Below are 26,700 nucleotides of genomic sequence, written 5' to 3'. Positions count from 1 at the left end.
ACCTTCTTCGAGTGGTGCGAATGTCCAGATCCCGCGGTCATCACCTTCCAGAGGCTTCAGGCGACACGAGGACGGGGTTCGTCCGAGTGCGTGGGGCCCGCGAGCACAACCTGAAGAACGTGGATGTCGAGCTCCCGCGTGTCGCCCTGGTCGTCTTCACGGGGGTCTCCGGCTCCGGCAAGTCCTCGCTGGCCTTCGGGACCCTCTACGCGGAGGCGCAGCGGCGGTACTTCGAATCCGTGGCCCCGTACGCGCGGCGTTTGATCGATCAGGCGGGTGTTCCCGAGGTCGACTCAATCGACGGCCTGCCCCCAGCCGTAGCCCTCCAGCAGCACCGCGGCACTCCCACCACCCGCTCGTCGGTGGGCAGCGTGACTACGATCGCCAACTCCCTGCGCCTGCTGTACTCGCGCGCCGGCACCTATCCGCCCCACCAGCCACACCTCGACTCCGATGCGTTCTCGCCCAACACCCCGGCGGGCGCTTGTCCCAACTGCCATGGCCTGGGCCGAGTCTATGAGGTGACCGAGAAGTCGATGGTGCCGGATGACTCGCGGACCATCCGCGAGCGAGCCATCGCTGCGTGGCCTCCCGCGTGGCACGGCCAGAACCTGCGCGACATCCTGGTGACGCTCGGCTACGACGTTGACCGCCCCTGGCGTGACCTTCCCCAGAAGGACCGGGACTGGATCCTCTTCACGGATGAGCAGCCGACCGTCCCGGTCTACGCGGGCTTTACTCCGGCGGAGACGCGCCGTGCGCTCAAGCGCAAGGACCCCCCGAGCTACATGGGGACCTTCACCGGTGCCCGGAAGTACGTGTTGCAGACCTTCGCCACGACGCAGAGCGCGCTGATGAAGAAGCGCGTGTCGCAGTACATGGTGAGCGGGGCGTGCCGCCTCTGCCAGGGCAAGCGGCTGCGTCGTGAGTCCCTGTCCGTCACCTTCGCGGGCCTCGACATCGGCGAGCTTTCCCAGCTGCCGCTGAAGCGCGTTGCCGACATCTTGCGGCCCACCGCGGACGGGACTGCGCCCGGCGCGGCGAAGCTGGCGCGGGAGCACCCGGAGAAGGCGCTGGTCGCCGAGCGGATCGCCAAGGATCTGCTGGCGCGAATCCAGGTCCTGACCGAGCTGGGGCTGGGCTATCTCTCGTTGGAGCGCAGCACTCCGACGCTCTCACCCGGCGAGCTCCAGCGGCTGCGGCTCGCCACCCAGGTGCGCTCCAACCTGTTCGGCGTGGTGTATGTGCTCGACGAGCCCTCCGCGGGGCTCCATCCGGCGGACACCGAGGCGCTGCTCAAGGCGCTCGATCAGCTCAAGGGCTCGGGAAACTCGCTGTTCGTGGTGGAGCATGAGGTGGACGTGATCCGGCACGCCGACTGGATTGTCGACGTCGGGCCGGCGGCGGGAGAGAAGGGCGGGCGCGTTCTCTACAGCGGTCCGCTCGAAGGGCTCGCGGACGTGGAACCGTCCCAGACGCGGCGCTACCTCTTCGGGGCTGAGACCGCGAAGCGCCGCACACCCCGCGCACCCAAGGGGTGGCTCCGCCTCGAGGGTGTGTTACTCGCAACAACCTGCACGGCCTCGACGTCGACTTCCCGCTGGGCGTCTTCACCTCCGTGACCGGCGTCTCCGGCTCGGGGAAGTCGAGCCTGGTGAGCCAGGTCCTGGTGGAGCTGGTCGCCGAGCAGCTCGGCCATGAGATCCCAGAGGAGGAAGAGGAGGGTGAAGAGCTGGAGCGCTCCGTCGTGCTCACCACGGGCGGCCGGATTGTCGCGGGGATGGAGGGCATCAAGCGATTGGTGCGGGTGGACCAGAAGCCGATCGGTCGCACGCCTCGGTCCAACCTGGCGACCTACACGGGGCTCTTCGACAACGTCCGCAAGCTCTTCGCGGCGACCAAGGCCGCACGCGCCCGTCACTTCGACGTCGGGCGTTTCTCGTTCAACGTGGCCAAGGGGCGTTGCGAGACCTGTGAGGGCGAAGGCTTCGTGAGCGTCGAGCTGCTCTTCCTGCCCAGCGTCTATGCGCCTTGTCCCACGTGTCATGGGGCTCGCTACAACGCCAAGACCCTGGAGATTCAGTACCGCGGAAAGAACATCGCCGAGGTGCTGGGGATGACCGTCGACGCCGCTCATGCGTTCTTCGCCGAGGAGCCGCAGGTGCTGCGTTCGCTCAGCGTTCTGCGGGAGGTGGGCCTGGGCTATCTGCGGCTGGGCCAACCTGCGACCGAGCTCTCCGGCGGCGAGGCTCAGCGCATCAAGCTCGCCACCGAGCTGCAGCGGGTCCAGCGTGGCAATACGCTCTACATCCTGGACGAGCCCACCACGGGACTGCATCCCGCCGACGTGGACAAGCTCATGACGCAGCTCGACGGACTGGTCGAGTCAGGCAACACCGTCATCCTCGTCGAGCACGACATGCGGGTGGTCGCGGCGAGCGATTGGGTCATCGACATCGGCCCTGGCGCTGGTGACGAGGGCGGACGTGTGGTGGTTGCTGGAACCCCCGCGGAGGTCGCCGCCTCCTCGGCGAGCCGCACGGCGCCTTTTCTGGCGGAGGTCGTTGGTTGACGTTCGCCGACTCCTGGCGTGGACACCCAGCAGGCGGCCAATTCAAGGTGCTCCGATCGGACCGGAAATCGACGGGAAGGCTTGTCGTAATCCCGTAAGCCTGGACTAGACTCCCAGCCACCTCTCTGCTTGCAGGCCCGATGACCGAGTTCCTCGCTGCCATCCTCGCCTTTCCCACCGTCCTCTTCACCATCCCGCTGGGCGTGGTGGTCGGCTACTGGCTCATCGTCATGGTGGGGGCCGTAGGCGTTGATCTGCTCGACGGAGACATTGGCGACTTCGCCCTGGGGGCCAAGGCGGGCGCGGCCGAGGCGCTCGAAGGCGGCGTGAAGGGTGCGGTGGAGGGTGGGGCCAAGGCCGCCGCGGAGGGCGGCGCCAAGGCGGCGCTCGAGGGCAGTGCCAAGGCGGGTGCCAGCCTCTTCGAGGTGCTCGGCTTCGGCGGCGTCCCGGTGACGGTGTCCGTCAGCTTCGTGGTGTTCCTCTCCTGGCTGACGTCGCTGGCCTTCGCCCGCCCGGCCAAGGAGGCGCTCGGCGCCCTGCCTGGCGCGCTCGTCAGTGGAGGCCTCGCCGCGCTGTGCTTCGCCGCGGGCCTGGTGCTCGCCGGATTGGCGGTGCGGCCCCTGCGGCCCATGTTCGCCACGCACCATGCGCCTCGCCGTTCCGAGCTGATGGGCCGCGTCTGCGTCATCGCCAGCGGTAATGTGGATGGCAAGTTCGGCCACGCCACCTTCGAGGACGGTGGCGCCGGCCTCCTGCTCAACGTGGTGTGTGACAAGGCCAACCAACTCACGCGCGGGGAAAAGGCGCTCATCCTCAACTATGACGCCGCCCGCGACGCCTACGAGGTGGAGCCGGTGGACTGGCTTCTGCCTCAGGAGCTGGAGCACCTGAAGGATCCGCTCACCGCCGCCGCGCTCGCCCGGGACAAGGCCCGGACGAGGTAGTGCGGTCGCACGTTTCTTCGCAGTGACTTCTCAAGACCGCGCCGGGGCTGTTAGCGGGGGACTCCGGCCGCGTGATAGGTTCCCCCGGTCTACTCGCTCGGGAATCGCACCGACATGGATCTACCCATCGTCTTCACTGGTATCGGCGGAGGCCTGTTCTTCGTCTTCTGTTCCGCGTTCATCGTCTCCAGGTTCTACCGGCAGGTGGATCAGGGACGTGCGCTGATCATCAACCCCTTCAAGGGTGAGCCGGTCGTCACCTTCACCGGCTCCATCGTCTGGCCCATCATCAACCGGGCCGAGGTGATGGACATCTCCCTCAAGACGATCGACATCGATCGCCGCGGCAAGGAGGGGCTGATCTGCCAGGACAACATCCGCGCGGACATCAAGGTCACCTTCTTCGTCCGGGTGAACAAGACGCGTGAGGACGTGCTCAAGGTGGCCCAGGCCATCGGCTGCGAGCGCGCCAGCCACCCGGAGACGCTCGAGCACCTCTTCGAGGCCAAGTTCTCCGAGGCCCTCAAGACGGCCGGCAAGAAGTTCGACTTCAAGGACCTGTACACCGAGCGCGAGGCCATCAAGGACGAGGTCCTCCGGGTGATCGGCAAGGACCTCAACGGCTACATGCTCGAGGACTGCGCCATCGACTTCCTGGAGCAGACCCCCGTCGAGCTGCTGGACAAGGACAACATCCTCGACGCCGAGGGCATCCGGAAGATCACCGAGCTCACCTCCGTCCAGAACGTCCAGACGAACGAGTTCCGGCAGAACGAGCGCATGAACATCACCAAGCGCAACGTCGAGTCGGACGAGGCCATCTTCGCCCTCGAGCGTCAGCGCGCCGAGGCCGCCGCCAAGCAGAAGCGCGAGATCGACTCCATCACGGCCCGTGAGACCGCCGAGGCCGAGCGCGTGAAGGCCGAGGAGTACGCCAAGCAGCAGCTGGCGCGCATCAAGGCCGAGGAAGAGATCCTCATCAACGAGCAGAACAAGCAGCGCCAGGTGGAAGTGGCGCAGAAGAACCGCGAGCGCGTGGTGGGCGTGGAGTCCGAGCGCGTGGAGAAGGACCGCGCCCTGGAGGCCATCAACCGCGAGCGCGAGGTGGAGCTGTCGCGCATCGGCAAGGAGAAGCAGCTCGAGGCCGAGAAGAAGGCCATCGCCGACGTGGTGCGCACCCGCATCGCCGTGGAGAAGGGCGTGGCGGAGGAGGAGGAGCGCATCAAGGATCTGCGCGTGAAGGCCGAGGCCACGCGCCGCAAGGACGCGCTGCTCATCACCGCCGAGGCCCAGGCGCAGGAGAAGCTCGTCAAGGACATCAAGGCCGCCGAGGCCAGCAACGAGGTGTCCAAGTTCACCGCCAAGGAGAAGCTCACCCTGGCCGAGGCCGAGCTGCAGGCCGCTGACATGACGGCCAAGGCGAAGGCGCGGCTGGCCGAGGGTGTCCAGGCCGAGGAGGCCGCCCACGGCCTGGCCGAGGTGCGCGTGAAGGAGGCGGACGCCCTGGCCGTCGAGAAGCAGGGCATGGCCCAGGTGCGCGTGAAGGAGGCCGAGGCCGCCGTCATCGAGAAGCAGGGCATGGCGCAGGCCACCGTCCTCAAGGAGCGGGGCCTCGCCGAGGCGCTCGCCGCCAAGGAGCGCGGTCTGGCCGACGCCACCGCCACGCGCGAGAAGCTGCTCGCCGAGGCCGCCGGTGAGAAGGAGAAGGGGATGGCCCGCGCGAGCATCGGCGAGGCCGAAGCCATGGCCATCCAGAAGCGCGGCGAGGCCGAGGCCGTCACCATCCGCGAGAAGCTGCTCGCCGAGGCCAAGGCCATCGAGGAGAAGCTGCTCGCCGAGGCCCGGGGCCTTGCCGAGAAGGCCGAGTCCATGAAGCTGCTCCAGGGCGCCACCCGCGAGCACGAGGAGTTCCGCCTGCGCCTGCAGAAGGAGCGCGACGTGGAGCTCGCCACCATCCAGGTGCGCAAGGACATCGCCGAGGCCCAGTCCAAGGTGCTCGCCGAGACCATGGGCCACGCGAAGATCAACATCGTCGGTGGCGACGGTCAGTTCTTCGAGCGCTTCATCAAGGCCATCTCCGTGGGCCAGTCCGTGGACGGCGCGCTCGACCAGAGCGAGACGCTGCGCAAGGCCTTCAGCGGCTACCTCAACGGTGAGAAGGACCTGCCGGCGGACCTCAAGGAGATCCTCTCCAAGCCGGGCTTCACCAGCGACGCGCAGAACCTGGCCATGGCCGCCCTGCTGCACCGCATGGCGCCCAACCCCGCTGCCGCGGCTGCCTCCAACCTCAAGTCGCTCGTGGAGGCTGAGCCCGTCCGGGTCTCGGCTCCCGAGAAGACCCAGGGCTGAGACGGTCGTTCGTGGTCGATGAGCCGCGCCTTCCGGCTCGGGGGCGCGGTGACACAGCTTGAAGACCCTCACCCTAGCCCTCTCCCAGAGGGAGAGGGGACCCACACAGTGGAACCTGGGTTCGACCCTCTCCCCCTGGGAGAGGGCCGGGGTGAGGGTATGTACATCCCTGGTTCCCCCCCTTTCCCGGTGAACTGAAGATGGCAACTGAAAGCACCCCCCCCGCGTCGGGCGAGGCCACGCTGGCGGGTGGCAGCTACGAGGTCATCCGTGCGCGCCTGCTCTCCCAGGCCGAGGCGCTCGGCTCCAAGGCCACGGACCTCAATGATCGGCGCAAGAAGCTCTTCGGCGGCACCGAGCTCACCGTCATTGGCAATGAGCGCGTCCGCACCGAGAACAACTGCGTCGCGCGCGACATCGTCGGCGTCGGCAAGTACCTGCTCTTTGGCTACAACGTCTTCATCGGCCTGAAGAAGGAGATGAACGTCGCGGATGTCTTCTCGCTGCACAAGTTCGAGAAGACCGCCGAGGGCTTCGACTTCTCCGAGGTGCCGTCCACCGAGGCCGGCGGGTTCTTGAAGGATCCGCGCTTCGTCAAGGACTTCAGCGAGCTGTACAAGTACTATAAGGACGCGAAGCTGCTGCAGCTTCGCCGCAATGAGACGCGGCTCCTTGCCATCTTCCAGACGGGCAAGTCCGAGCGCGACATCAAGGTCTTCCGCTTCGGGCTCGATGTGGAGGGCAACGCCACCTACATCGACAACCAGGGCGAGCGCGATCACGTCTTCCCTCCGTCCCATGACTTCGAGTGGAAGGTGGCCTCGCGTGAGGACTACGTGCTCGGCCAGCACCCTCACGTCAACATCCTCGACCAGGTGTTCGTCGAGACGGTGAAGGGCGATCTCACCATCAAGGTGGAGGACAACACCACGGACGGCCTGGGCATCTACCGCGAGCCGGTGGAGGATCCGGACCAGTCGCTGGATGACGCCGAGTTCGCCTATGCCCAGGTGGGCGGCCTCATCCTCCTGCGCGTCCTGCCCTTCCGCGAGCAGAAGTACCGCTACCTCGTCTTCAACACGCGCACCCAGCACGTGGTGCGCATCGACGCCATCGGCAACGCCTGCATCCGCCTGCCCGAGGACCAGGGCATTGTCTTCCCCGGCGGCTACTACCTGCAGACGGGCGACTTCAAGGTCTTCGAGAACATCGGCGAGGGCCTCCAGTTCAAGCGCGCCATCCGCTCGCCCAACGGTGAGGACGTCCTCTACGTCTTCTTCCGCCGCGACGAGGGCGCCTACGTCCTCTTCCCGTACAACCTCGTGCGCAAGGAGGTGCAGAACCCGCTGCTGGGGCACGGCTTCAGCCTCTTTGGGGACGGGCGCATGGTGGTGTTCCGCTCCACCTCCAACGAGCCGACCCGCATCCACCCCATGCAGGTGTGGCAGACGCCCTTCGTCTCCGCCGAGCACGCCGCGAAGATGCCACCCGCGCCCGGCTACCTGGGCAAGGTGGGCAACGCCGAGCTGGTGCGCGGTATCTCTGATGCCCTGACGCTCGTGCGCATGGCCCGCACGGACAAGCCCTCCCGGCGCACCTACGAGGACCTCGCCGCCGCCGCCACCCGCATGCTCGATGCCTTCTACTGGCTCGGGCACGAGGAGACGAAGCTCCAGGAGGGCATCGAGACGCTGCGGCGCACCTCCGAGCTCATCATCGACGAGTTCGAGAAGGTGCTCGCGCTGCAGAAGCGCGCCACCGAGTCCATGGCCGAGGCCCAGAAGGTCCAGGAGCAGGTGCTGCTGCGCGTGCGGCCCGAGGAGCTCCAGAGCGCCGAGGGCTTCATGAATGCCCTCTCGGATCTGCGCAAGCAGCGCGGCCACCTCATCACCCTCAAGGAGATCCGCTACATCGACACGGCGCGGCTCGACGCCCTCGAGAAGCAGGTCATCGAGGAGACGGACCGCGTCAGCACCGACGCCGTGCAGTTCCTCCAGCGGGGCGAGGCCCTCAACCCCCTCGCCGAGCGCCTGGACGTGCTGCTGCAGAAGCTGGAGCCCATCCAGACCACCAACGAGCTGGCCCCGCTCGGCGAGGACATCGAGCAGGTGGGCAAGGGTCTGGAGGTGCTCAGCGAGACGGTGGGTGGCCTGCAGGTGGGCGATCCGCTCGCACGCGCTCGAATCCTGGAGGGCATCTCCGAGCTGTTCTCCCGCCTCAACCGTGTGCGCGCGGGCCTGAGCGTCAAGCGCAAGGAGCTGGTGGGCCGCGAGAAGCGGGCCGAGTTCGGCGCCCAGTTCAAGCTGCTCGGCCAGTCGGTGGAGAGCGCGCTGTCCGTGGCGGACTCGCCGGAGAAGTGCGACGAGGGCCTCTCGCGCCTCACCGTGCAGTTGGAGGAGATGGAGGGGCGCTTCGGCGAGTTCGACGAGTTCCTCGGCCAGCTCACCCAGAAGCGCGAGGAGCTGCTCGAGGCCTTCGGCCAGAAGAAGCAGGCGCTGGTGGACGAGCGCCAGCGCCGGGCGCAGAACCTCTTCGGCGCCGCCGACCGCATCCTCACCGGCGTCAGCCGCCGGGCCAAGTCCTTCAAGTCCGAGGACGAGCTCAACACGTACTTCGCGTCCGACTCGATGGTGCTGAAGCTGCGGCAGCTCGCCGAGCAGCTCCTCGAGCTCCAGGACAGCGTGCGCTCGGACGAGGTGCAGAGCCGCGTGAAGACGGCGCGCCAGGACGCCCTGCGCGCGCTGCGTGATCGCAACGACCTCTACGAGGAGGGCTCGGGCGCGCCGGTCATCAAGTTCGGCAAGCACCGCTTCAACGTCAACACCCAGCAGTTGGATCTCACGCTGTTGCCGCGCGACGGCGCGCTCTACCTGCAGCTCACCGGCACCGACTACGCCCAGAAGCTGGAGGAGCCGGAGCTGGAGAAGTACCGCGAGCTGTGGGATCAGCACCTCATCTCCGAGACGCCCCAGGTGTACCGCGCCGAGTACCTCGCGGCGCAGGTGCTGCTGGACGCGGAGGAGGGGAAGGGGAGCGTGACGCTGGCGGCGCTGCACCAGGCGCTGCTGGAGCCGAACGGGCTGCTGGAGAAGGTGCGCGCGTACTCGGCGGACAAGTACGACGAGGGCTACGAGCGCGGCATCCACGACGCGGACGCGGCGGCTATCCTGGAGAAGCTGCTGGCGATGCACACGGGGGCGGGGCTGTTGCGCTTCGCGCCCACGCCGCGCGCCTGGGCGGCCCTGTACTGGGCCTTCGGGGGTGAGGGCGAGGAGAAGGCGCTCATCCACCGGCGCGCGCGCAGCCTGCACCGGCTCCGTGCGGCCTTTGGTGAGTCGGCGGAGCTGGTGGCCCTCGGCAACGAGGCGGGCGAGCGGATCGGCGCCTTCCTGAAGGCCTCGGGGGTGGAGTGCGGCCCCGCGGAGGCGCGGCTCGCCGGACGCTACCTCGTCGAGGAGCTGGCCGGCGACAGGCCTCGCTTCACCACCAGCGGCGAGGCGGTGGCGCTCAAGGACGCGCTGCTGTCGCAGCTGGACAGGTCGGGGACGCGCTCGGCCTTCGAGGACGATCTGCGCGGCCTGGAGAAGAACCTCCCCGAGCGCCTGCGCACCGTGCGCGCATGGGTGGAGGCGTATCTGGCGCGGCGCGAGGGCGGTCCGGGCGCGGCGGCCCACGTGGCGGTGGAGGCCGCGGTGGTGCTGCTCACCGAGCGCAAGCTGGACCGCGAGGTGGCCGGTGCTCTCACCTCCACCGAGGTGACGGGCATGCTGGGCCAGCACCCGCGCATCCATGATCGCAAGCTGCCGCTGCGGCTGGACGAGTTCCTGACTCGCCTGAGCGATTTCCGGCAGGTGCGCGTGCCGGCCTATCACGCCTACCGCGCGCTGCTGCGGGACCTGCTGGACCGCGAGCGCCGCCGGCTGCGCCTGGAGGAGTTCACGCCGAAGGTGCTGACGTCCTTCGTGCGCAACAAGCTCATCGACGAGGTGTACCTGCCGCTCATTGGCGCCAACCTGGCCAAGCAGCTCGGCTCGGCGGGCGAGAACAAGCGCACGGATCGCATGGGCATGCTGCTGCTCATGTCGCCCCCGGGCTACGGCAAGACGACGTTGATGGAGTACGTGGCCAGCCGGCTCGGTCTCACCTTCGTGAAGGTGAACGGCCCGGCGCTGGGCCACTCGGTGAAGTCGCTGGATCCGGCCGAGGCTCCCAACGCCACGGCTCGCCAGGAGGTGGAGCGCATCAACCTGTCTTTCGAGATGGGCAACAACGTGATGCTCTACCTCGACGACATCCAGCACACGGATCCCGAGCTGCTCCAGAAGTTCATCTCGCTGTGCGACGGCCAGCGCCGGATCGAGGGTGTGTGGAACGGCAAGACGCGCACGTATGACCTGCGCGGCAAGAAGTTCTGCGTGGTGATGGCCGGCAACCCGTACACCGAGACGGGCGACCGCTTCCGCATTCCGGACATGCTCGCCAACCGCGCTGATACCTACAACCTGGGCGACATCCTCGACGGCAAGGAGGACCTGTTCGCGCTGAGCTACATCGAGAACGCGCTCACGTCGAACAGTGCGCTGGCGCCGCTGGCCACGCGCGAGCCGGGTGACATTCACAAGCTCATCCGCATGGCGAAGGGCGAGGAGGTGCCCACCGGTGAGCTGGCGTACGGCTACGCGGCGGCGGAGCTGCAGGAGATCGTCGCGGTGTTCCAGCGGCTGTTCCGCGTGCAGCAGGTGCTGCTGAAGGTGAACCTGGAGTACATCGCCTCGGCGGCGCAGGACGAGCGCTTCCGCACGGAGCCCGCGTTCAAGTTGCAGGGCAGCTACCGCAACATGGGCAAGATCACCGAGAAGGTGGTGGCGGCGATGACGGACGATGAGCTGGAGCGGCTCCTCGACGACCACTACCAGGGCGAGTCGCAGACGCTCACCACGGCGGCCGAGCAGAACCTGCTCAAGCTGCAGGAGATGCGCGGGCGGCTGACGCCGGAGAAGGCGAAGCGCTGGGAGGAGATCAAGCTGGGCTTCGCGCGGGTGAAGCGGATGGGCGGGAAGGAGGACGATCCGGTGGCCCGCGTGACGGGTCAGCTCAGTGCCATCGAGGAGCAGCTCGGCTCCGTGGCGGGCGCGGTGGTGAAGGCGGCCGAGGTGACGCGCCAGCCGTCGGGCCCGAGTCCGGTGGCCGAGGTGACACCGAGGCTGGAGGCGCTGCGAGACGCGCTGCTGGAGCTGGCGAAGAAGGAGACGCCGGCGCCGGTGGTGCAGGGGCCGGACCTGACGCCGTACCTGCAACACCTGGCGAAGGTGCTGAAGGTGCTGGCCGAGCGCGCGGTGGCGGCGCCGGCCCAGACGGTGGACATGGGGCCAGTGATGGAGCAGCTCACGCAGGCGGTGAAGACGATGGCGGAGCGCCAGCCGGTGGCCGCGCCCGTGTCCGCGCCGCCCGCGGATCTGGGGCGGTACATGGAGCAGATGTCCCAGGCTGTGAAGTCCATGGCGGAGCGGGCGCCTGTGCCGTCGCCGCAACGGGCCACGGCGCCGCTGCCCGCGGATCTGGGCCGGCAGATCGTGCTGGTGGAGAGCGCGCTGGCACCGATCGAGAGGCTGGCGAAGCGGACGTTGCAGAGTGGCGACGAGAACCTCAAGGCCATGCAGGTCTGGCAGGCCGTCACCGAGGCGCTGGAACTGCTCCAGGCCATGCAGCGCCCCACGACGGGCTGAGCCATCTCCAACAACCCCTCTCCCTCCGGGAGAGGGACGGGGTAGGAGGGTCTCAGTGGAGGCGAAAGTCTTCCCCGAGCCACTGGCATGCGACTACCGTGCGGCCCCCGAGCGCGCACAGGCGGGCCCGCTCTTCTTGACCCCTCCACTCGCTCCGCCCGCCCGAGGTCCCCCCGTATGTCTCGCGCCACCCCTGACTTCGATCCCGCGTCCGTGGACGTGGAGGGCTTCCTGGCTGACATCCGCGCGCTGCGCACCGAGATCGACGCCTCCGTCAGCGAGGCGGACCTCGCGCACCTGCGGAAGATCGAGAACTGGGGCCGCGCGGCCTCGGTGCTCGGCCTGGCCACCTGCTGGATGATGCCCAACCCCCTGAGCGCGGCGGCCATGGGGCTCGGCCGCTCCACGCGCTGGCTCCTCATGCACCACGTGGGGCACCGTGGCTATGACCGCGTCCCCGGCGCCCCCGCGGAGCGCACCAGCAAGGGCTTCGCCAAGGGCAATCGCCGCTTCCTCGACTGGCTCGATTGGATCCTCCCCGACGCCTGGGTCTACGAGCACAACGTCCTCCACCACTCGCACACCGGCGAGGACGCGGACCCGGATCTGCTCGAGCGCAATGCCGAGGGCTCCCTGCGCAACCCGGACCGCCCGCTCGCCCTGCGCTACTTCCAGCTCGCCCTGCTCGCGATCACCTGGCGCGCCAGCTACTACTCTCCCGAGACGCTCGCCTCTCTCCGTCGCAAGCACCGCCCGGACGGGCCCCTCACCCGCGAGGAGTGGCGCGAGGTGCTGCTCAGCGGCTACGCCCCCTACATCGCCTGGAACTTCGTCGTCCTACCCGCGCTCTTCCTGCCGCTGGGGGCGTGGGCCGGCTTCAGCGCCCTGTGCAACTCGCTCATGGCCGAGGTCATCACCAACGTGCACACCTTCCTCGTGGTGGGGCCCAACCACACCGGCGAGGACCTGTACCGCTTCGACTCCAAGCCGGAGAACAAGGGCGAGCGCTACCTCCAGCAGGTGATCGGCAGTGCCAACTACCGCACCGGCGGAGACCTCAACGACTACCTCCACCTCTGGCTCAACTACCAGATCGAGCACCACATCTACCCCGACCTCTCCATGCTCCAGTACCAGCGCATCCAGCCGAAGGTGCGCGCGATCTGCGAGAAGTACGGCATCCCCTACGTCCAGGAGAGCGTCTGGACGCGGGCTCGGAAGATGGTGGACATCGTGGTGGGCAAGCGCTCCATGCGGCGGATCTCCCGCCGTGAGGGCGCCTCGGCTTCCGGTCCGCTCCCCGACGTGGCGTGATAGGGTGCGCCCCCGTGCACACCATCTTCGTCATGATCAAGTGTGAGCTGGGGCAGACATATAAGACAGCGGCGATGATCGCCGACCAGGTCGACGAGGCCGCCGAGGTCTACTCCACCTCGGGTGGCTACGATCTGCTGGCCAAGTTCCACCTCGACAAGGACCAGGACATTGGCCGCTTCGTCACCGAGCGCATCCAGACCCTGGCCGGTGTCAAAGACACCTACACCATCACCACCTTCAAGGCCTTCTGAGCTGCTGCTCGGGAAAGAACACTTCCCGGGCGTGACCTTCGAAGTCCTGTCCAGCGGTTGACACCTTCGCGCACCGCCCGCCCAAGGATCCCCTTCGGGCCGTGGCCGTGCGTTACCTCTCATTGTCCGGCTGCGCCCATTGAGAGGGCGGAGGTCGCTGCAAGCCCCCCCGCCGAGGAATTGCCCCATCACCGGTTTCCACCGGGTGCGCCCCCCTTTTCGGTACTCCGGGTGAATCCTGCTGCCTCAGACAGCCTATTTTTTCCAGTGAAACAGGAATAGTGTGCAATCAGCTGAAACATTGGGCATGATGTGGAACGAAACTGACTTGGGGCCACCCAGGGCCCCGGGGGGCATCAAAGGAGGCAGCGCACGTGACCACGCCGACCAAGCCCATCCGTTTCCTGCTCTACCCATCGCACGGTGAGGTTCGGGAGCACGTCCGCGTGGATCTGTTCGGCAGGGCGTTGTCGGAGCGGCTGGGCCGGCCGGTGGTGATGGAGCTGTCGCCCACCTACGAGGCCCTGGAGGCGGAGGTGGCGGCGGGCCGGGTGGACATGGTGTGGGCCACGGCCGATCAGTGTGATGCCTTCGCGCCTCGGGCGCGGGCGGTGCTGCGCGCGGTGCGCTCGGGAAGTTGCCAATACCGTGCGGCCCTGGTGTGTCGCGCGAACGAGCCACTCACCCTGGAGACGCTCCAGGGCAAGCGCGTCGCCTGGGCCACCCCCCGCTCGGCCGGTGGGTACCTGCTGCCCGTGCGCTTCCTGGAGGCGCAGGGGCTGCGCGTGAACGAGCTCTTCTCCGAGCAGCGCTTCATGGGCGCCTACCGCAAGGCGATCAACGCGGTGCTGGCCGGCGAGGCGGACATGGCCGCCGTCTTCTCCCCCCACGCGGACGAGCATGCCATGCGCGCCACCCTGGCCACCTACGTGGGAGCGAGGGAGTCCGAGCTCATGACGTTCGCCTTCACGCCCCCCGCGCTGGCCGACGGCATCGTCCTCACCCGGCGCCTGTCCGGGGAGGATGCCGCCACGCTGGTGTCCGTCCTCACGCGGATGAACACCGACGGCTCCGGCCTGGAGATGCTGATGGGCCCGTTCCGCACCGAGGGCTTCGTCCTGCAGACGACGGACGGGCGGGAGCAGGCTCCGGCGTCGCGGAAGGTGCGCAGCGCCGAGTACGTGGTGGCGGAGCTGGACGGGGAGGAGCGGTGCCGGCGGCTGTGGTCGCCCACGGGCAGGGCTTTCGGCCGGGACGTGAGCGACGCCGAGGGGCGGACGCTGACGGAGGTGCTGGGGACGGAGGCGGCCGAGCCGCTGTTGTCGCTGATGCGCTCGGTGCGCCATGGTGGCGCGGACGGCCGGCTGGAGTACCGGCTGGAGGTGGAGGGGGAGACGCGCTGGTACGCGGCGGAGATCACCCCGTGTGCCCCGGTCCCCGGCGAGACGCAGCCGCGCCTGGGTCTGATGGTGCGCGACGTGTCGGGGATGCGCGCGCTGGAGGATCCGATGTACCGGCTGGCCTCCTTCCCGCTGCTGCACCCCGAGCCGCTGCTGGAGCTGACCATGCAGGGCGAGCTGCGCTACGGCAACCCCGCCACGCACAAGGCCTTTCCGGAGCTGCTGGTGGAGGGCACGAGCCACCCGATCGTCGAGGCGGCGCTGCGGTGGGCCTGGCAGGGCGCGCCCGCGGGCGAGCCCGCTCCCACCGTGCACCTGGATGGGCGCTACTGGGAGCTGACGGTGGCGCAGCTCTGGAATCCCGAGGGCCTGCGGGTGTTCGCCAAGGACGTGACGCTGCGCAAGCAGATGGAGGCGCGGCTCATCCAGGCGGACCGGCTCTCGGCGCTGGGCTCGCTGGCGGCGGCGGTGGGGCACGAGATGAACAACCCGCTGGCCTTCATGATCGCCAACCTCTCCTACGCGCGCGAGGAGCTGGCGCGCATGGGGCAGTCGCTGCGGGAGCAGGGGGCGGCCGCGGCGGGGGAGTTGGACGAGGTGCTGGAGGCCCTGTCCGAGACGGCGGAGGGGGCGCTGCGGCTCAAGCACATCGTGCAGGATCTGCGGACGCTCTCGCGCAAGCCGCCGGAGCACCAGGCACGGGTGGAGGTGCAGCCGGTGCTGGAGAACGCGCTGAAGCTCATCCGCGGTGAGCTGAGCCACCGGGCGCGGCTGGAGCGGGACTTCTTCGAGATTCCGGCGGTGGACGCGGACGAGGCCCGGTTGAGCCAGCTCTTCCTCAACCTGCTGCTCAACGCGGTGCAGTCGATGAATCCTGCGGAGGCCGCGCAGAATGTGCTGCGAGTGGCCGCCTACACCGGCGAGGAGGGCGAGGTGGTGGTGGAGGTGCAGGACACGGGCAAGGGCCTGGCTCCCGAGGCGCTCTCGCGCATCTTCGAGCCCTTCGTCGCCACGCTGCCCGGCAGCACGGGGCTGGGGCTGTCGGTGAGCCACGCCATCGTGACGGGCCTGGGTGGCACCCTGCGCGCGGAGAGTCGCGAGGGCCGAGGCACGCTCATCACCATCACGCTGCCCGCGGCGGCCGAGGTCAGCCAGCCCCGTCAGGTGTTGCTGGCCGGGTAGAGGGGTCAGCCGCCGTCCGGCTCTCCACACCCCGGCCACTTCGGCGGAGCGAGGGTCTTGCAGCTGGGTTAAAAAGTAACACCCGGTATGTCTGTTTCCGCTCCGTCCTCTACCCTGCGCGAGTTCATCGACAAGCTCCTGCTGCTCGATCGCTCGCTTCAGTTGCCCGGCCTGGGCCCGGATGAGCATGGCTTCCTCGAGAAGCTGCTCATCACCGCGGACGTGGCCCCCGTGCTGCTGGCGTACGTGGACGGCGCCGAGCGCTACCGCTTCTGCAACCAGGCGTACGAGCGTTGGTTCGGGGAGAAGCGCGAGCACATCCTCGGCCGATCCATGCGGGAGATCCTCGGCGAGGCGGCGTACGAGCTCGTGCGTGGGGACATCCAGGCCGCGCTGTCCGGGCGGTGGGTGCGCTTCGAGCGCGTGGTTCCCTACCGCATAGGGGGCAGCCGTATGGTGCGCGCGGACTACGTGCCGCATGTGCTGCCAGATGGGCGAGTGGCCGGGTTCGTGGGGATGGTGGAGGACATCACGGAGCTGCGCCGGGGCGAAGAGGCCGCGCGGATGGCCGAGGCCTTGCGCGAGAGCGAGGACCGCTTGCGCCTGGCCCTGCTCTCCGCCCAGCTGGGAATCTGGGAGTTCAATCCGCTCACGGGCCAGCGGACCTGGGATGACCGGTGCCGCGAGCTGTTCGGCCTGCCTTCCGGGGGGGAGTCCGTCTCCCAGGAGGCCTTCCTTGCGTGTCTGCACCCGGAGGACCGGGCTCGTGCGGATGCGGAGATGAAGGCGGCGCTCGAGCCGGAGGGAGGGGGTCGCTACCAGGTCGAGTTCCGCACGGTGGATGCGCGAGGCCGGGTGGTGCGGTGGCTCTCTTCCCACGGACAGGTCTATTTCGACGCACGGCGGCAGCCAGTCCGCTGCGTGGGCACGGCGCGCGACGTCACCGTGTCCCGGCGCGCCCTGCTGCGCATGGAGCGGCTGTACGCCTTGTCTTCCGCCCTCTCCCAGGCCCTGCTGCCCGAGGAGGTGGCCCAGGTGGTGGTGCGCGAGGGGAGGGTGGCGCTCGAGGCCCTCTCGGCCTCGCTCGCATTGGTGAGCGCGGATGGCACCATGTTCGAACTTCGCGCGGCCTACGGCTTCCCCGAGGGCGTGCTGGACGAGCGCTGGCGCTGCTTTCCGATAGATACGCCGGTGATGTTTCGCGAGGCCGTCCGCACCGGTCGGCCCGTGCTGTACGGAAACCTGGCGGCCTTCCTCCGGGACTATCCGGAGCTGGCCGACTCCCCGGCGCTCGTGGGCCAGGCGTTCGTGGCGCTGCCGCTGCGCGTGGAGGCGCGCATCATCGGCGCGTTCGGCTTCAGCTTCGAGCACGAGTGGGAGTTCACGCCTGAGGAGCTCCGGCTCATGGAGGCGCTCGGGCATCAGTGTGCCATGGCCATCGAGCGTGCCCGTCTCTACGCGGCCGAGCGCCAGGCACGCGCTGAAGCCGAGCGGCTGAGGGATCGGCTCTCCGCCGAGAGCACCCTGCTGGAGGCCGTGCTGCAACAGCTTCCGGTGAGCGTTGTCATCGCTGAGCCCGGGGGCCGGATCGTCCGGGGCAGCGCGGCCGTGGAGACCATCTGGAGCCAACCCTACGTGGCCTCGGGGAGCATCTCGGAGTACGCGGCCTACAAGGGCTTCCACGCGGACGGGCGGCCCTATGCCCCCGAAGAGTGGCCCCTGTCGCGCTCGCTGCTCCATGGGGAGACGGTGGTGCGCGAGCCGGTGACGGTCGTCCTTCCGGACGGTTCCCTCCGGAAGGTCGATGTGAGCGCCACCCTGGTACGCGATGCCGAGGGCCGCACGGTGGCCGGCGTGGCGGTGAGCACCGACGTCACCCAGCACCATCAGCTCCAGGAGGCGCTGCGCCGCGAGGGCGAGGTGCGCGAGAAGCTGCTCGGCATCGTCAGCCACGATCTGCGCAACCCTCTTCAGGCGATGTCCACCGCCAGCCACTTGCTGCTGACCTCCTCCGAGCCCCTGACGCCCTTGCAACGCAAGTGGGTGACGCGCGTGCGGACGAGCGTGCAGCGGATGGACCGGCTCATCCAGGACCTGCTCGAGTTCGTGCGGATCCGCCAGGGGGAGACGCTCCCCATTCAGCGCCAAGCGGTGTGCCTGGAGGAGGTGTGCCGGACCATCGTCGACGAGCTGCAGGCCGCCCATCCCCATCGCCAGTTCCTGCTCGAGGCGCACGGCGACACGCTCGGAGAGTGGGATCCGGAGCGGCTGATGCAGCTCGTGGGCAACCTGTTGGCCAATGCCCTGACCCATGGCTCAGAGGGCACGCCCATCCAGGTGCGCATAGACGGCGAGGGCGCTCAGGTGGTGCTCGAGGTGGTCAACCAGGGGCACCCCATCCCGCCGGAGTTGCTGCCCCGCATCTTCGAGCCCTTCACGCGCGCCAGCGACGGGGGCAATGCCCTCAAGGGCGTGGGGCTCGGCCTCTTCATCGTGCACGAGATCGTCGCCGCGCACCGGGGTCACATCGACGTGCACTCCTCGGCCGAGACGGGCACGGTGTTCCAGGTGAGCCTCCCCCGGGCGTGAGGCTCAACCCCAGGAGAACTCCACCTCGTTGTCGGGTTTCAAGATGGCCTGCATCGGTCCTCCCCCTGGGCCTGACGGTGGCCCAGGCCGCCCGTGACAACTAGACTGGCCGGGCGTCCGAGGACGCTTGTTGAAGAGAGGGATGTGCATGCGGCGCAGGTGGGGCATCGGAGCGGCGGTGGCGGGCCTGCTGGTCTTGCTGCTGTGGCTCCTCTGGCGACCCGCGACAGCCCCGGAGTCCGCCTCCAGGGGCGCGGGCCGTCCGGTGAGACTCCAAGCGAGGGCTCCGTCTTCTTCAGTCCTCGGGTCCACCACGACCCTGGCCGGGGCGCGCGGTACCCTGTCCATCCAAGGCCGCGTGGTGGGTCCTCATGGACCGGTGTCTGGGGCGATCGTCTTTGCCTTCGCGCGCGCGTCCCGGGAGTGGCCCTCGTTGTCGGCCTCCCAGCGTCGCTGGCCGCCGGACGCCGTATCGTCCTGTGACCTGTCCTTGGAGGTGATGCCGCTGTTGGAACTGGCGGCGGAGCTGCGGGGAAAGCAATTGCCGCTGGCTCGCGCCACCACGGACACCCAGGGGAACTTCCGCCTCGAGGGTCTGGAGCCGGGCACTCTCGCACTCTGGGTCGAGAGCGCGGAGGGCCTTGCTCTGCGGGGGGACGTGATCGTGGGCAGCCAGGAGGTGGAGGTGCGGCTGGGGCCCGGGATGACGTTCTCCGGCGTGGTGCTCGACGACCAGGGCAGGCCGGCCGCGGGAGCGCTCGTCACGACCCTCCAGAGAGACGCGGGACGCTTCGTCGAGACGTCCACGAACGAGGAGGGTCAGTTCCTGCTCGGCCCGCTTCCCTGGGGACGCTATGACCTCCTCTTCTCGAAGGAGGGCCTGGGACCCGCACGTCTGAATTCGTACGCCTGGGAGCCGGGTCCGGTGCAGGTGACGCTGCCCACTCCCCGGCGGATTGCCGGGCAGGTGGTGGACGAGCGGGGCCCGGTTTCGGGTGCCACCGTCCAGGTCGAGGGCGAAGTGCTCGGGAAGCCCGTGGTCACGGACCTCCAGGGACGATTCGCGCTCGAGGTGCCGTGCCCGAGGCGGTACATCCTGACGGCCAGCGACGAGGGGCGCTATGCCCGGCAGCTGGTATCCCTGGAGTCAGGGCTGGACAAGGAGGCGGTCACGCTCCTCCTGGGCCCCACCAGCATCCGGTTGAGCGGGCGAGTCACCGACACGTCGGACCAGCCCATCGAGGGCGCCGAGGTGTCTCTCTTCGGAGGGGCGCTGCAGTGGATGGGCTCGGCCCGGACGGACGCGCAAGGTGGGTTCCTGTTCGAGCGGCTTCCTCCGGGAACGTACACGACGATTGTCCAGGCGGCGCACTACGAGCCGAGGGAGGCGCCGCCGCTTCTGTTCTCGGTGTCGCAAGCGCTGCGGTTCACCTTGAAGGCGCAGGAGCGGCGCACGGGGAACGCGGAGGATGCGTCTCTCGAGGTGGAGTGGGTGGACGCGGCGGAGCGTCCCGTGTCCCAGGCGCACGTGCGGGTCTACAAGAGTGGTTCCGCTTCCCGCTCGGCCACCACCGGCATGGATGGCAGGGCTGTCTTCCAGGGTCTGGCGCCCGGGAGCTATGTCCTGGAGCCCCAGACCTGGGAGGCGTGGAGCGGCTACGCGCCGCTGCGCGTGGAGCTACGTGGCTCAGAGACTCGGAAGGTCCGCCTCCAACCATCCGAGGAGGGCTGGAGCCTCTCGGGCCAGGTCGTGGATGCCGAGGGAAATCCCATCGAGGGAGCGCTCGTCATCGCGTCGCGGGTGGTCGTTCCGGGGGCGCCCCCGGAAGATGCTTCCTCAGGACGTCTCCGGCGCTCCTCTGTTCGAGGGCTCTCCGGATCGGACGGAGGGTTCACGTTGACGAACCTGCCAGCGGGTCCCTGCACCCTGCAGGTCACCCTGCGCGGGTATTCGCTCGACACCCGGGCCTCGAGTGGCCTGGACGACAGCGAAACCTTCCGGTGGAACGTGGGGGTCTCTCCCGGGAACCCGGAGGTCCGGCTCGTGCTCCGGACGCGGTCGTGGGTGCGCGGGCGCATGGTGCGCGAGGACGGCGGGCCCATCACCTCGTTTCGGATCAATCAAGAGACGGTGAGTCACCCCGACGGCAGGTTCTCCCTGCCGGTGAGCTACCCCAGAATGTCGTGGCGCTTCTCGGCGCGGGGGTACTCCTGGGTCTCCCGAGATGTGGTGACGCGCGAGGGTGAGGAGCTGGATCTGGGCGACGTGGTGCTGGTGGCGGACCGGACGGTGCGCGGGCGGGTACTCGAGGCCGGGACGTCGGCACCGGTGGCCGGGGCCTATGTGGTGGTGGGCCGCCAGTCCGGGTCCTCGCTGCCAGACGGGAGCTTCACCCTGGAAGGTGTGCATGCCGGACGCGTGGGCGTGTTGGTGACCCACCCGGACTGGCTGCCTGGAAAGGCGCAGCTGGAGGAGGGGCAGCGGGAGATAACGGTCGTGCTTGAGCCCGGAGCCACGCTGCAGGGGCGGATCGAGTCGGCGGGGGTCCCGGTGCCGTCGGGCTCGGTGAAGCTTCGCTCGGAGCAGGGGGATCTCAAGGCCACCATGGGCTTCTCGGAGGGGCGGTACTCCCTGCGAGCCATCCCAGCGGGCCGCTACCTGGTCCAGGTCGTGGCTCAGCCAGGCGAGACAGGTCCGGTGCCGATATTCCCGATTCGGCAGGTGGAGCTCTCAGCGGGGGACTCGGTGACGCTGGACTTCACCGAGCAGAGCGAGGGCGCGGTCGTGGAGATCTTCGTGCCGGAGCGGGCCGTCGAGGTCCATCTGATTCCGGGAAGCCTGCCGCTCATGGGTCCCAAGGACGGTCTGTACTCGAAGCTCGCGAGTGGCCTCATGGGCAAGTCGGTGCGCGAGGGTGTGCGGGGATTCCCGCGGCTGCCGGCCGGGAGCTACACGCTCTTCGCCATGCGACGGGGCGAGGACACCACCGAGGTCCACCGGGAAGAGCTGGAGGTTCCTGCCGGGGGCAACGTCACCTTCACGCTTCTGCCGCAGTGGAGCCTGTTCGACGATTAGCCCGTGCTCACACTCGCGCTTCCTGGTTGGCGTCTCTCATGAGCTCCTTCATCAGCGAGCTGGCCTCCCGATGGTCCGGCGAGTCGAGGTGCTCGCCGAACTGGGTACGCGCCCGCTGCAACAACTGTCGTGCCAACTCGAGCCGGCCCAGGTCTCGCAGCATGCGGCACAGGCCCACCGTCGCGCGCAGCTCGAAGATTCCCGCATCCTGCTTGTGTGCCGTCTCGATGGCGTGGATGAAGCGGGACTTCGCCTTGCGTTCCCGTCCCATGGCGTGCAGCAGCTCTCCTTCCACGCGGTACAGCTCGGCTTCGAAGGTGCGCTCTCCCGTGGCGTGCTGCTCCGTCTGCGCTTCGTGCACCGCGGCCAGTCCCTCGCCGAGCTGTCCCAGCCCCAGGTGGATCTCCGCCAGCAGGCCCAGACAGTAGGGCACGCCGTAGCGGATTCCCCGCTCCTTCCAGCTCGCGAGCTCTTGCCGGATGAGTGCCAGGCCCTCCCGGGGCTGATCGAGCTGAGCGCGGGCCCATCCCTCGAGGACGGTGGCCCACGAGCCCCAGATCCAGAAGCTGCGCTCGTTGGCGAGGGCATGGAGCTGGTCCGCCCAGGCCAAGGTGGGCTTCGGCTCATGGCGGTACTGGCTGCCCATGGCCACGTACGTCAACACATAGGCAGTGGTCTGGGCATGGCCGATGTGCGCGGCCATCTCCAGGGCTCCGCGGGTGTACCGCCGGGCCTCCTCGGGGTGGCCGAGCACCGAGTGGATGAGGGCCGCATACGCCAGGGCCGTCGTCCACGGATCCGTCCCGTGCCGCGCGGCGATCCGCCGGTGCTGCTCGAGCTCGAAGCGTGCGCAGGCCATGGCGTTTTCCAAGGAGCGCAGGGCCTCGCGCATCTGCCCCCAGGCGACGAAGTTCAAGGCCCTCATCCGGTGACCCAGGATGAGCAACACCCGATCGTGATGGCGCTCGCCCAGCTCCACGAGGGACCCGGCCAGCTCGTGTCCCTGACGGAACTCGCATCGCGCCTGGTAGTAGGTGAAGGGCCCCAGGAGGGACAGCTCGAGCTCCGGCAGTGCGTCCCCCACCCGGTGAAGGAGCTTGCGTGCCCGAGCATAGGTCCGCTCTACCTCGGTTGTGCGGTAGCCCCGCAGGTGTGTCAGGGGAAGACCCAGGGCCAGCAAGATGCGCAACTCCTCGTGAATGAGCCGCTCGGCATGAGGCAGGCTTCGCAGTAGCTCCAGGGCCCGCGTGTAATGGCTCACTGCTTCCCGGAGGGCCGAGCGCTGGCTGGCGAACTGTCCAGCCTGGAACTGGTAGGGGAGGGCCCACGCCGGCTCTCCGGCTTCAGCATGGTGGTAGGCGAGCACCTCGGGCCTGGCGGCCACCACCTCGGGAAATTGCTCCTCCAACACCCGCGCGACGTTCCGGTGGTGCTGCCGCCGCGCACCTCGCGTCAGCGACTGCAAGGCCACCTCCTGGATGAGGGCCTGGCGGAACTGGTACGTGGGCTCTGGGCCCTCCTCCTCGCGAAGGAAGTCCGCCTCCACCAGACCGGCGAGCTCGCGCCGCAGGGTGGCCTCGTCGCGCTCCGGGAGGGCCGCGAGCAGCCCCTGCGTGAAGTCCCGCCCCACCACCGCGCAGAGCTGGAGCAGCGCCTTCTGACGCGAGGGGAGCATGTCGAGCCTCGCCAGCAACAGCTCGTGCAGGGTGACGGGGATGGAGGCCGCGGCACCTCCCTCCAGCACCATGTGCGTCATCTCCCGGATGAAGAGCGGAATGCCGTCCGTCCTCTTCACCAGTGCCTGCACCGTGTCCTCGGGAAGCTCCCGGCCTCGGGCTGTCTCCCTCACCAGGGCCGCGGCCTGCTCCGCGGGGAGCCGGTCCAGGGCGAGCAGGTGGAGCCAGGGCCGCCGTGCCCAGCCCAGGCGCAGCTCGGGGCGCGTGCTGAAGACGACGAGCACTCGAGCCTGCTCGATGCGGTCCAACAGGAAGGAGAGGAACTCCAACAGGGACGAGTCAGCCCAGTGCAGATCCTCCACGAAGACGAGCACCGGCCGCTCGCGCGCCATGTGTAACGTCAGGTCCACCAGTGCCTCGAAAGCCTTCTCCTTGCGCCGCTCGGGGGTGAGCTGGTGCACCGGGCTGTCCTGGGCGACGGGCAGGCCGAGGAGCAGCTCGATGAGCTGCACACGCTCGGCGGATGCGCCCAACGCTCCTAGCCGCTTTGCCAGCTCTCGCGGTCCCTGGTGCGCTCTGGGAGGGAGCTGGAACAGCGCCTCGATCAGACCCTGGAGGGGGTGATGGGCGGTGGTGGTGACAGGCCGAGCCCAGCACTGGAAGCGCACGCGGGTGGCCGACTCCATGGGGATGCGCTCGCCCAGCTCTCGGATGAGGCGCGACTTGCCAATGCCGGCCTCGCCGCTGACGAGGACGAAGGCGCCCTGTCCCTGCCGGGCCCACTCCCATAGGGTCAGGAGCCAGCCCAACTCCGCGCTTCGGCCCACCAGCGGCGTGAGGCCACCAGCGGCGGCGAGCGCCCGCTCGAAGCGGACCACGCCTTCGCGCTCTCGCGACACGCGGTGGAGGCCCAGGCTCAGGCTTCCCGACAGTCCCTCGAAGGTTCGCGGCCCGAGCGCCGTGGCCTCGAACGTCCCGCGCACGCCCTTCCACGTCGCCTCCCCGAGGAGCACCTCGCCCGGCCGGGCCTGTCGCGCGAGCCAGGCCGCCACTTTCGGAGCCTGTCCCCGGATGATGATCTCTCCGCACCGCTGCCCCGACGCACGCTCGTCCAGTGCCACCATGTCCGTGTGGATGCCCACCTTCACGGCCATTCCGGGGAGCGCCGCGCCGATGCTTCGCACCACCTCCAGCCCCGCGCGCACCGCCCGCTCTGAGTCGTCCTCCCGCACCTGGTACCACCCGAAGCAGGCGAGCACTTCGTCTCCCAAAGACAGGGGGACGAAGCCCCCGTGTCCACGGAAGGCCCTCGCGCACGCCTGGTGGAAGGCCGCCTCCCATTCGCCTGGATCCTCGGCGGCGGGCGGCGTTCCGGCTCCGGGTCCATCGAGCCGTGTGAGCACGCAGGACACCAGTGTCACCTGCCGGCGCTGGTGGGGAGTGGCGTGGGGCGCTTCGTGGCCGGTCTCCAGGAGGCGCTCTTGCAACTCGCGGAGCTCCTCGCGCAGCTCCAGCGCAGAAGGGAATCGCCGGGCCGGGTCCTTGGCCAGCGCCGTCGCCAGCAGGAGCTCTACCTCGTGCGGGAGGTCCGGCCGGCTCGTGCGCACCGAGGGCATGGGCTCCGCGGACGTCACCCACTCGCGCACGGCATCAACCGAGGTGGTGGGGAAGGGGAGTGCGCCGGTGAGCATCTCGAAGAGCACCACCCCGGCCGCCCAGATGTCGGTGCGCGTGTCCTGCGGCTCGCCACGCCATTGCTCGGGCGCCATGTACGCCGGCGTCCCCGCGGTGGGCAGGTGCGGCGCATCGGGGCCACTGGCGGCGACCCAATGACACAGGCCGAAGTCGAGCAGCTTCACCGTGCCTTGCCGGGTGAGGAAGATGTTGCTGGGCTTGAGATCGCGGTGGATGAGGTGGCGCTCGTGTGCGTGGGTGAGACCCTCGGCGACCGCACCCAGGATGTCCAACGCCTGCTTCAGTCCGGGCCGATGCCGCCGCAACAGCGCCGCGAGTGACTCGCCCTCCAGGTACTCCATCACCAGGAAGGGAACCCGGGCACCTCCGGGAGTGGCGCTCCATTCGGACACGTCGAAGATGCGGACGATGTTCTCGTGGTCCAGTCGGGCCACCGCGCGCGCCTCCCGCAGCGCCTCCTCGGCGAGCCCCGAGCGAGGGGCGAGGAACTTGAGTGCCACCTCGCGGTGCAGCATCCCATCCCGGGCGCGGAACACCTGGCCCATCGCGCCACTGCCCACCTGCTCGAGCACCTCGTAGCGGTGGCCCTCGGGCCCTCCGAAGTGTTCTCCTGGCCCTGGCAACTGGGGTGGAGGTTCGAGCTGAAGCACCTGCTGCAGTACCGAGTCCTCGAAGTCGGAGAACTGGGAGTCCACCCGCTCTTTCCTGGGCAGGCCCTTGCTCTCCTGATTGGCGTCCCTGCTCATCCGCGCCTCCGGCCCACTCCACGGCTCTGGCAGTCAGCATGAGTCTCCCGGGTCGTCAGGGCGTTGGCTTGCGGCCATCCGCTCGTCCGGCCTGATCGGGGGCCAGCCACCTCTTTTCTGCTTCAGGGGCGCGTTCTCCTGCTGGAGCTGTTGCTCCCGCTGCTCCAGCCAGGCCACCTGCTCGGCGGTGAGGGCCAGCTCGGTGCTGTGCTCGAGCAACACGGCCAGAGAGGACTTGATGACGGGCGGACCCCGGGGGGCGTCCTCGGCGGGGCGCTCGGCCGAGGTCGATTGGGCACAAGCGGCGACCGGAAAAGCCAGACAGAGCCACAGCGGCAGTATCTTCCAGGACATGCGATATCTCCGAAGCGAGGGAGTTGGTCTCAGGCCCGGCTCTCCCAGCGAGAGACGGATCCACGACCATGCCTTCGCCAAGGTGCTTCCCGCACGTGTTGGGAAGATGAACGGACTGTTGCGAAAAATGTACGGTGCCCTGGAGATGCCCATGAAGCTGTTCCCATCCGCCTGCCTCGCCGTGTTGCTCACGCTCGCATCCGCCTCCTTCGCCGCGCCCCCGAAGAAGGCGGCGAAACCAGAGCCGGCCAAGATGGTGCGGGTGGTGTTCCAGACGGAGAAGGGCGAGATCGAGCTGGAGCTCGACGAGGCCCGCGCGCCCCAGACGGTGCGCAACTTCCTCGTCTACGTGGACGGTGGCTTCTTCGACGGTGGGGTGTTCCACCGCACGGTGAAGCCTGACAACCAGCCAAACAACAACGTGAAGATCGAGGTCATCCAGGGCGGCATCAACCCCGCCCGCGAGTCCGAGCAGCGCCCGCCCATTCCGCTGGAGCGCACGAACGTGACGGGGCTCAAGCACAAGGACGGCACGCTCTCGATGGCGCGCGACACGCCGGACACCGCGGTGTCGGACTTCTTCATCTGCATCGGCGATCAGCTCGAGCTGGACTTCGGTGGCAAGCGCAACCCGGATGGCCAGGGCTTCGGAGCCTTCGGCAGGGTGGTGAAGGGGATGGACGTGGTTCGCGCCATCCAGAAGGCGCCAGCAGAGGGGCAGAAGCTCACCCCACCGGTGAAGATCCAGCGCGCCATGCGCAAGCCGTGAGGACGCCCACGCGCCTGCACCTGACGCGTCCTCTCGCGCCCGATTGGAACTGTC

11 protein-coding genes and 1 pseudogene are annotated in these 26,700 nt (G+C 68.7%); 10 read left to right on the top strand and 2 right to left on the bottom strand.

What is annotated here, in order from left to right; genetic code table 11:
* The first annotated feature begins 20 nt into the window (after positions 1-20).
* From uvrA to OV287_RS29270, 9 genes and pseudogenes are all read left to right on the top strand, one after another.
* Positions 21-2,572: pseudogene (gene uvrA, locus OV287_RS29310) on the top strand (excinuclease ABC subunit UvrA).
* Positions 2,573-2,712: 140 nt separating this feature from the next.
* The gene (locus OV287_RS29305; protein WP_267537349.1) at positions 2,713-3,516 is read left to right on the top strand and encodes a hypothetical protein; all 804 of its coding nucleotides are present in this window, start codon (positions 2,713-2,715) and stop codon (positions 3,514-3,516) included.
* 114 nt (positions 3,517-3,630) lie between these two features.
* A complete protein-coding gene (locus tag OV287_RS29300) occupies positions 3,631-5,865 on the top strand; it encodes a flotillin family protein (RefSeq protein WP_267537348.1) in 2,235 nt (744 codons plus the stop codon).
* Positions 5,866-6,065: 200 nt separating this feature from the next.
* Positions 6,066-11,591: a DNA repair ATPase gene (locus OV287_RS29295; RefSeq protein ID WP_267537347.1), complete on the top strand. Its 5,526-nt coding sequence runs from the start codon at positions 6,066-6,068 to the stop codon at positions 11,589-11,591.
* A 177-nt stretch (positions 11,592-11,768) separates the two neighbouring features.
* Positions 11,769-12,905, top strand: coding sequence for a fatty acid desaturase family protein (locus tag OV287_RS29290; RefSeq protein WP_267537346.1), 1,137 nt, complete (start codon positions 11,769-11,771; stop codon positions 12,903-12,905).
* Between the two features lie 14 nt (positions 12,906-12,919).
* A complete protein-coding gene (locus OV287_RS29285; RefSeq protein ID WP_267537345.1) occupies positions 12,920-13,159 on the top strand; it encodes an Lrp/AsnC ligand binding domain-containing protein in 240 nt (79 codons plus the stop codon).
* Positions 13,160-13,533: 374 nt separating this feature from the next.
* Positions 13,534-15,741 carry a PhnD/SsuA/transferrin family substrate-binding protein gene (locus OV287_RS29280; protein ID WP_267537344.1) on the top strand — a complete coding sequence of 736 codons (2,208 nt, stop codon included), beginning with the start codon at positions 13,534-13,536 and terminating at the stop codon, positions 15,739-15,741.
* Positions 15,742-15,828: 87 nt separating this feature from the next.
* Positions 15,829-18,330, top strand: a complete 2,502-nt coding sequence (locus OV287_RS29275) for a PAS domain-containing sensor histidine kinase (protein WP_267537343.1) — start codon at positions 15,829-15,831, stop codon at positions 18,328-18,330.
* A 148-nt stretch (positions 18,331-18,478) separates the two neighbouring features.
* Positions 18,479-21,406, top strand: a complete 2,928-nt coding sequence (locus OV287_RS29270) for a carboxypeptidase regulatory-like domain-containing protein (protein ID WP_267537342.1) — start codon at positions 18,479-18,481, stop codon at positions 21,404-21,406.
* A gap of 7 nt (positions 21,407-21,413) precedes the next feature.
* Here OV287_RS29270 and OV287_RS29265 read toward each other — a convergent pair whose 3' ends face one another.
* Positions 21,414-25,523, bottom strand: a complete 4,110-nt coding sequence (locus tag OV287_RS29265; protein ID WP_267537341.1) for a protein kinase domain-containing protein — start codon at positions 25,521-25,523, stop codon at positions 21,414-21,416.
* Between the two features lie 33 nt (positions 25,524-25,556).
* Positions 25,557-25,877: a hypothetical protein gene (locus OV287_RS29260; protein WP_267537340.1), complete on the bottom strand. Its 321-nt coding sequence runs from the start codon at positions 25,875-25,877 to the stop codon at positions 25,557-25,559.
* A 151-nt stretch (positions 25,878-26,028) separates the two neighbouring features.
* Here OV287_RS29260 and OV287_RS29255 point away from each other — a divergent pair, with 151 nt between their 5' ends.
* Positions 26,029-26,646, top strand: a complete 618-nt coding sequence (locus tag OV287_RS29255) for a peptidylprolyl isomerase (RefSeq protein WP_267537339.1) — start codon at positions 26,029-26,031, stop codon at positions 26,644-26,646.
* Positions 26,647-26,700 lie beyond the last annotated feature (54 nt).

This window comes from Archangium lansingense, assembly GCF_026626635.1.
GTDB classification, from domain to species: Bacteria; Myxococcota; Myxococcia; order Myxococcales; family Myxococcaceae; genus Archangium; species Archangium lansingense.
Note: the sequence above shows the minus strand (reverse complement) of the source record. Positions and strands in the feature narration are given on the sequence as shown.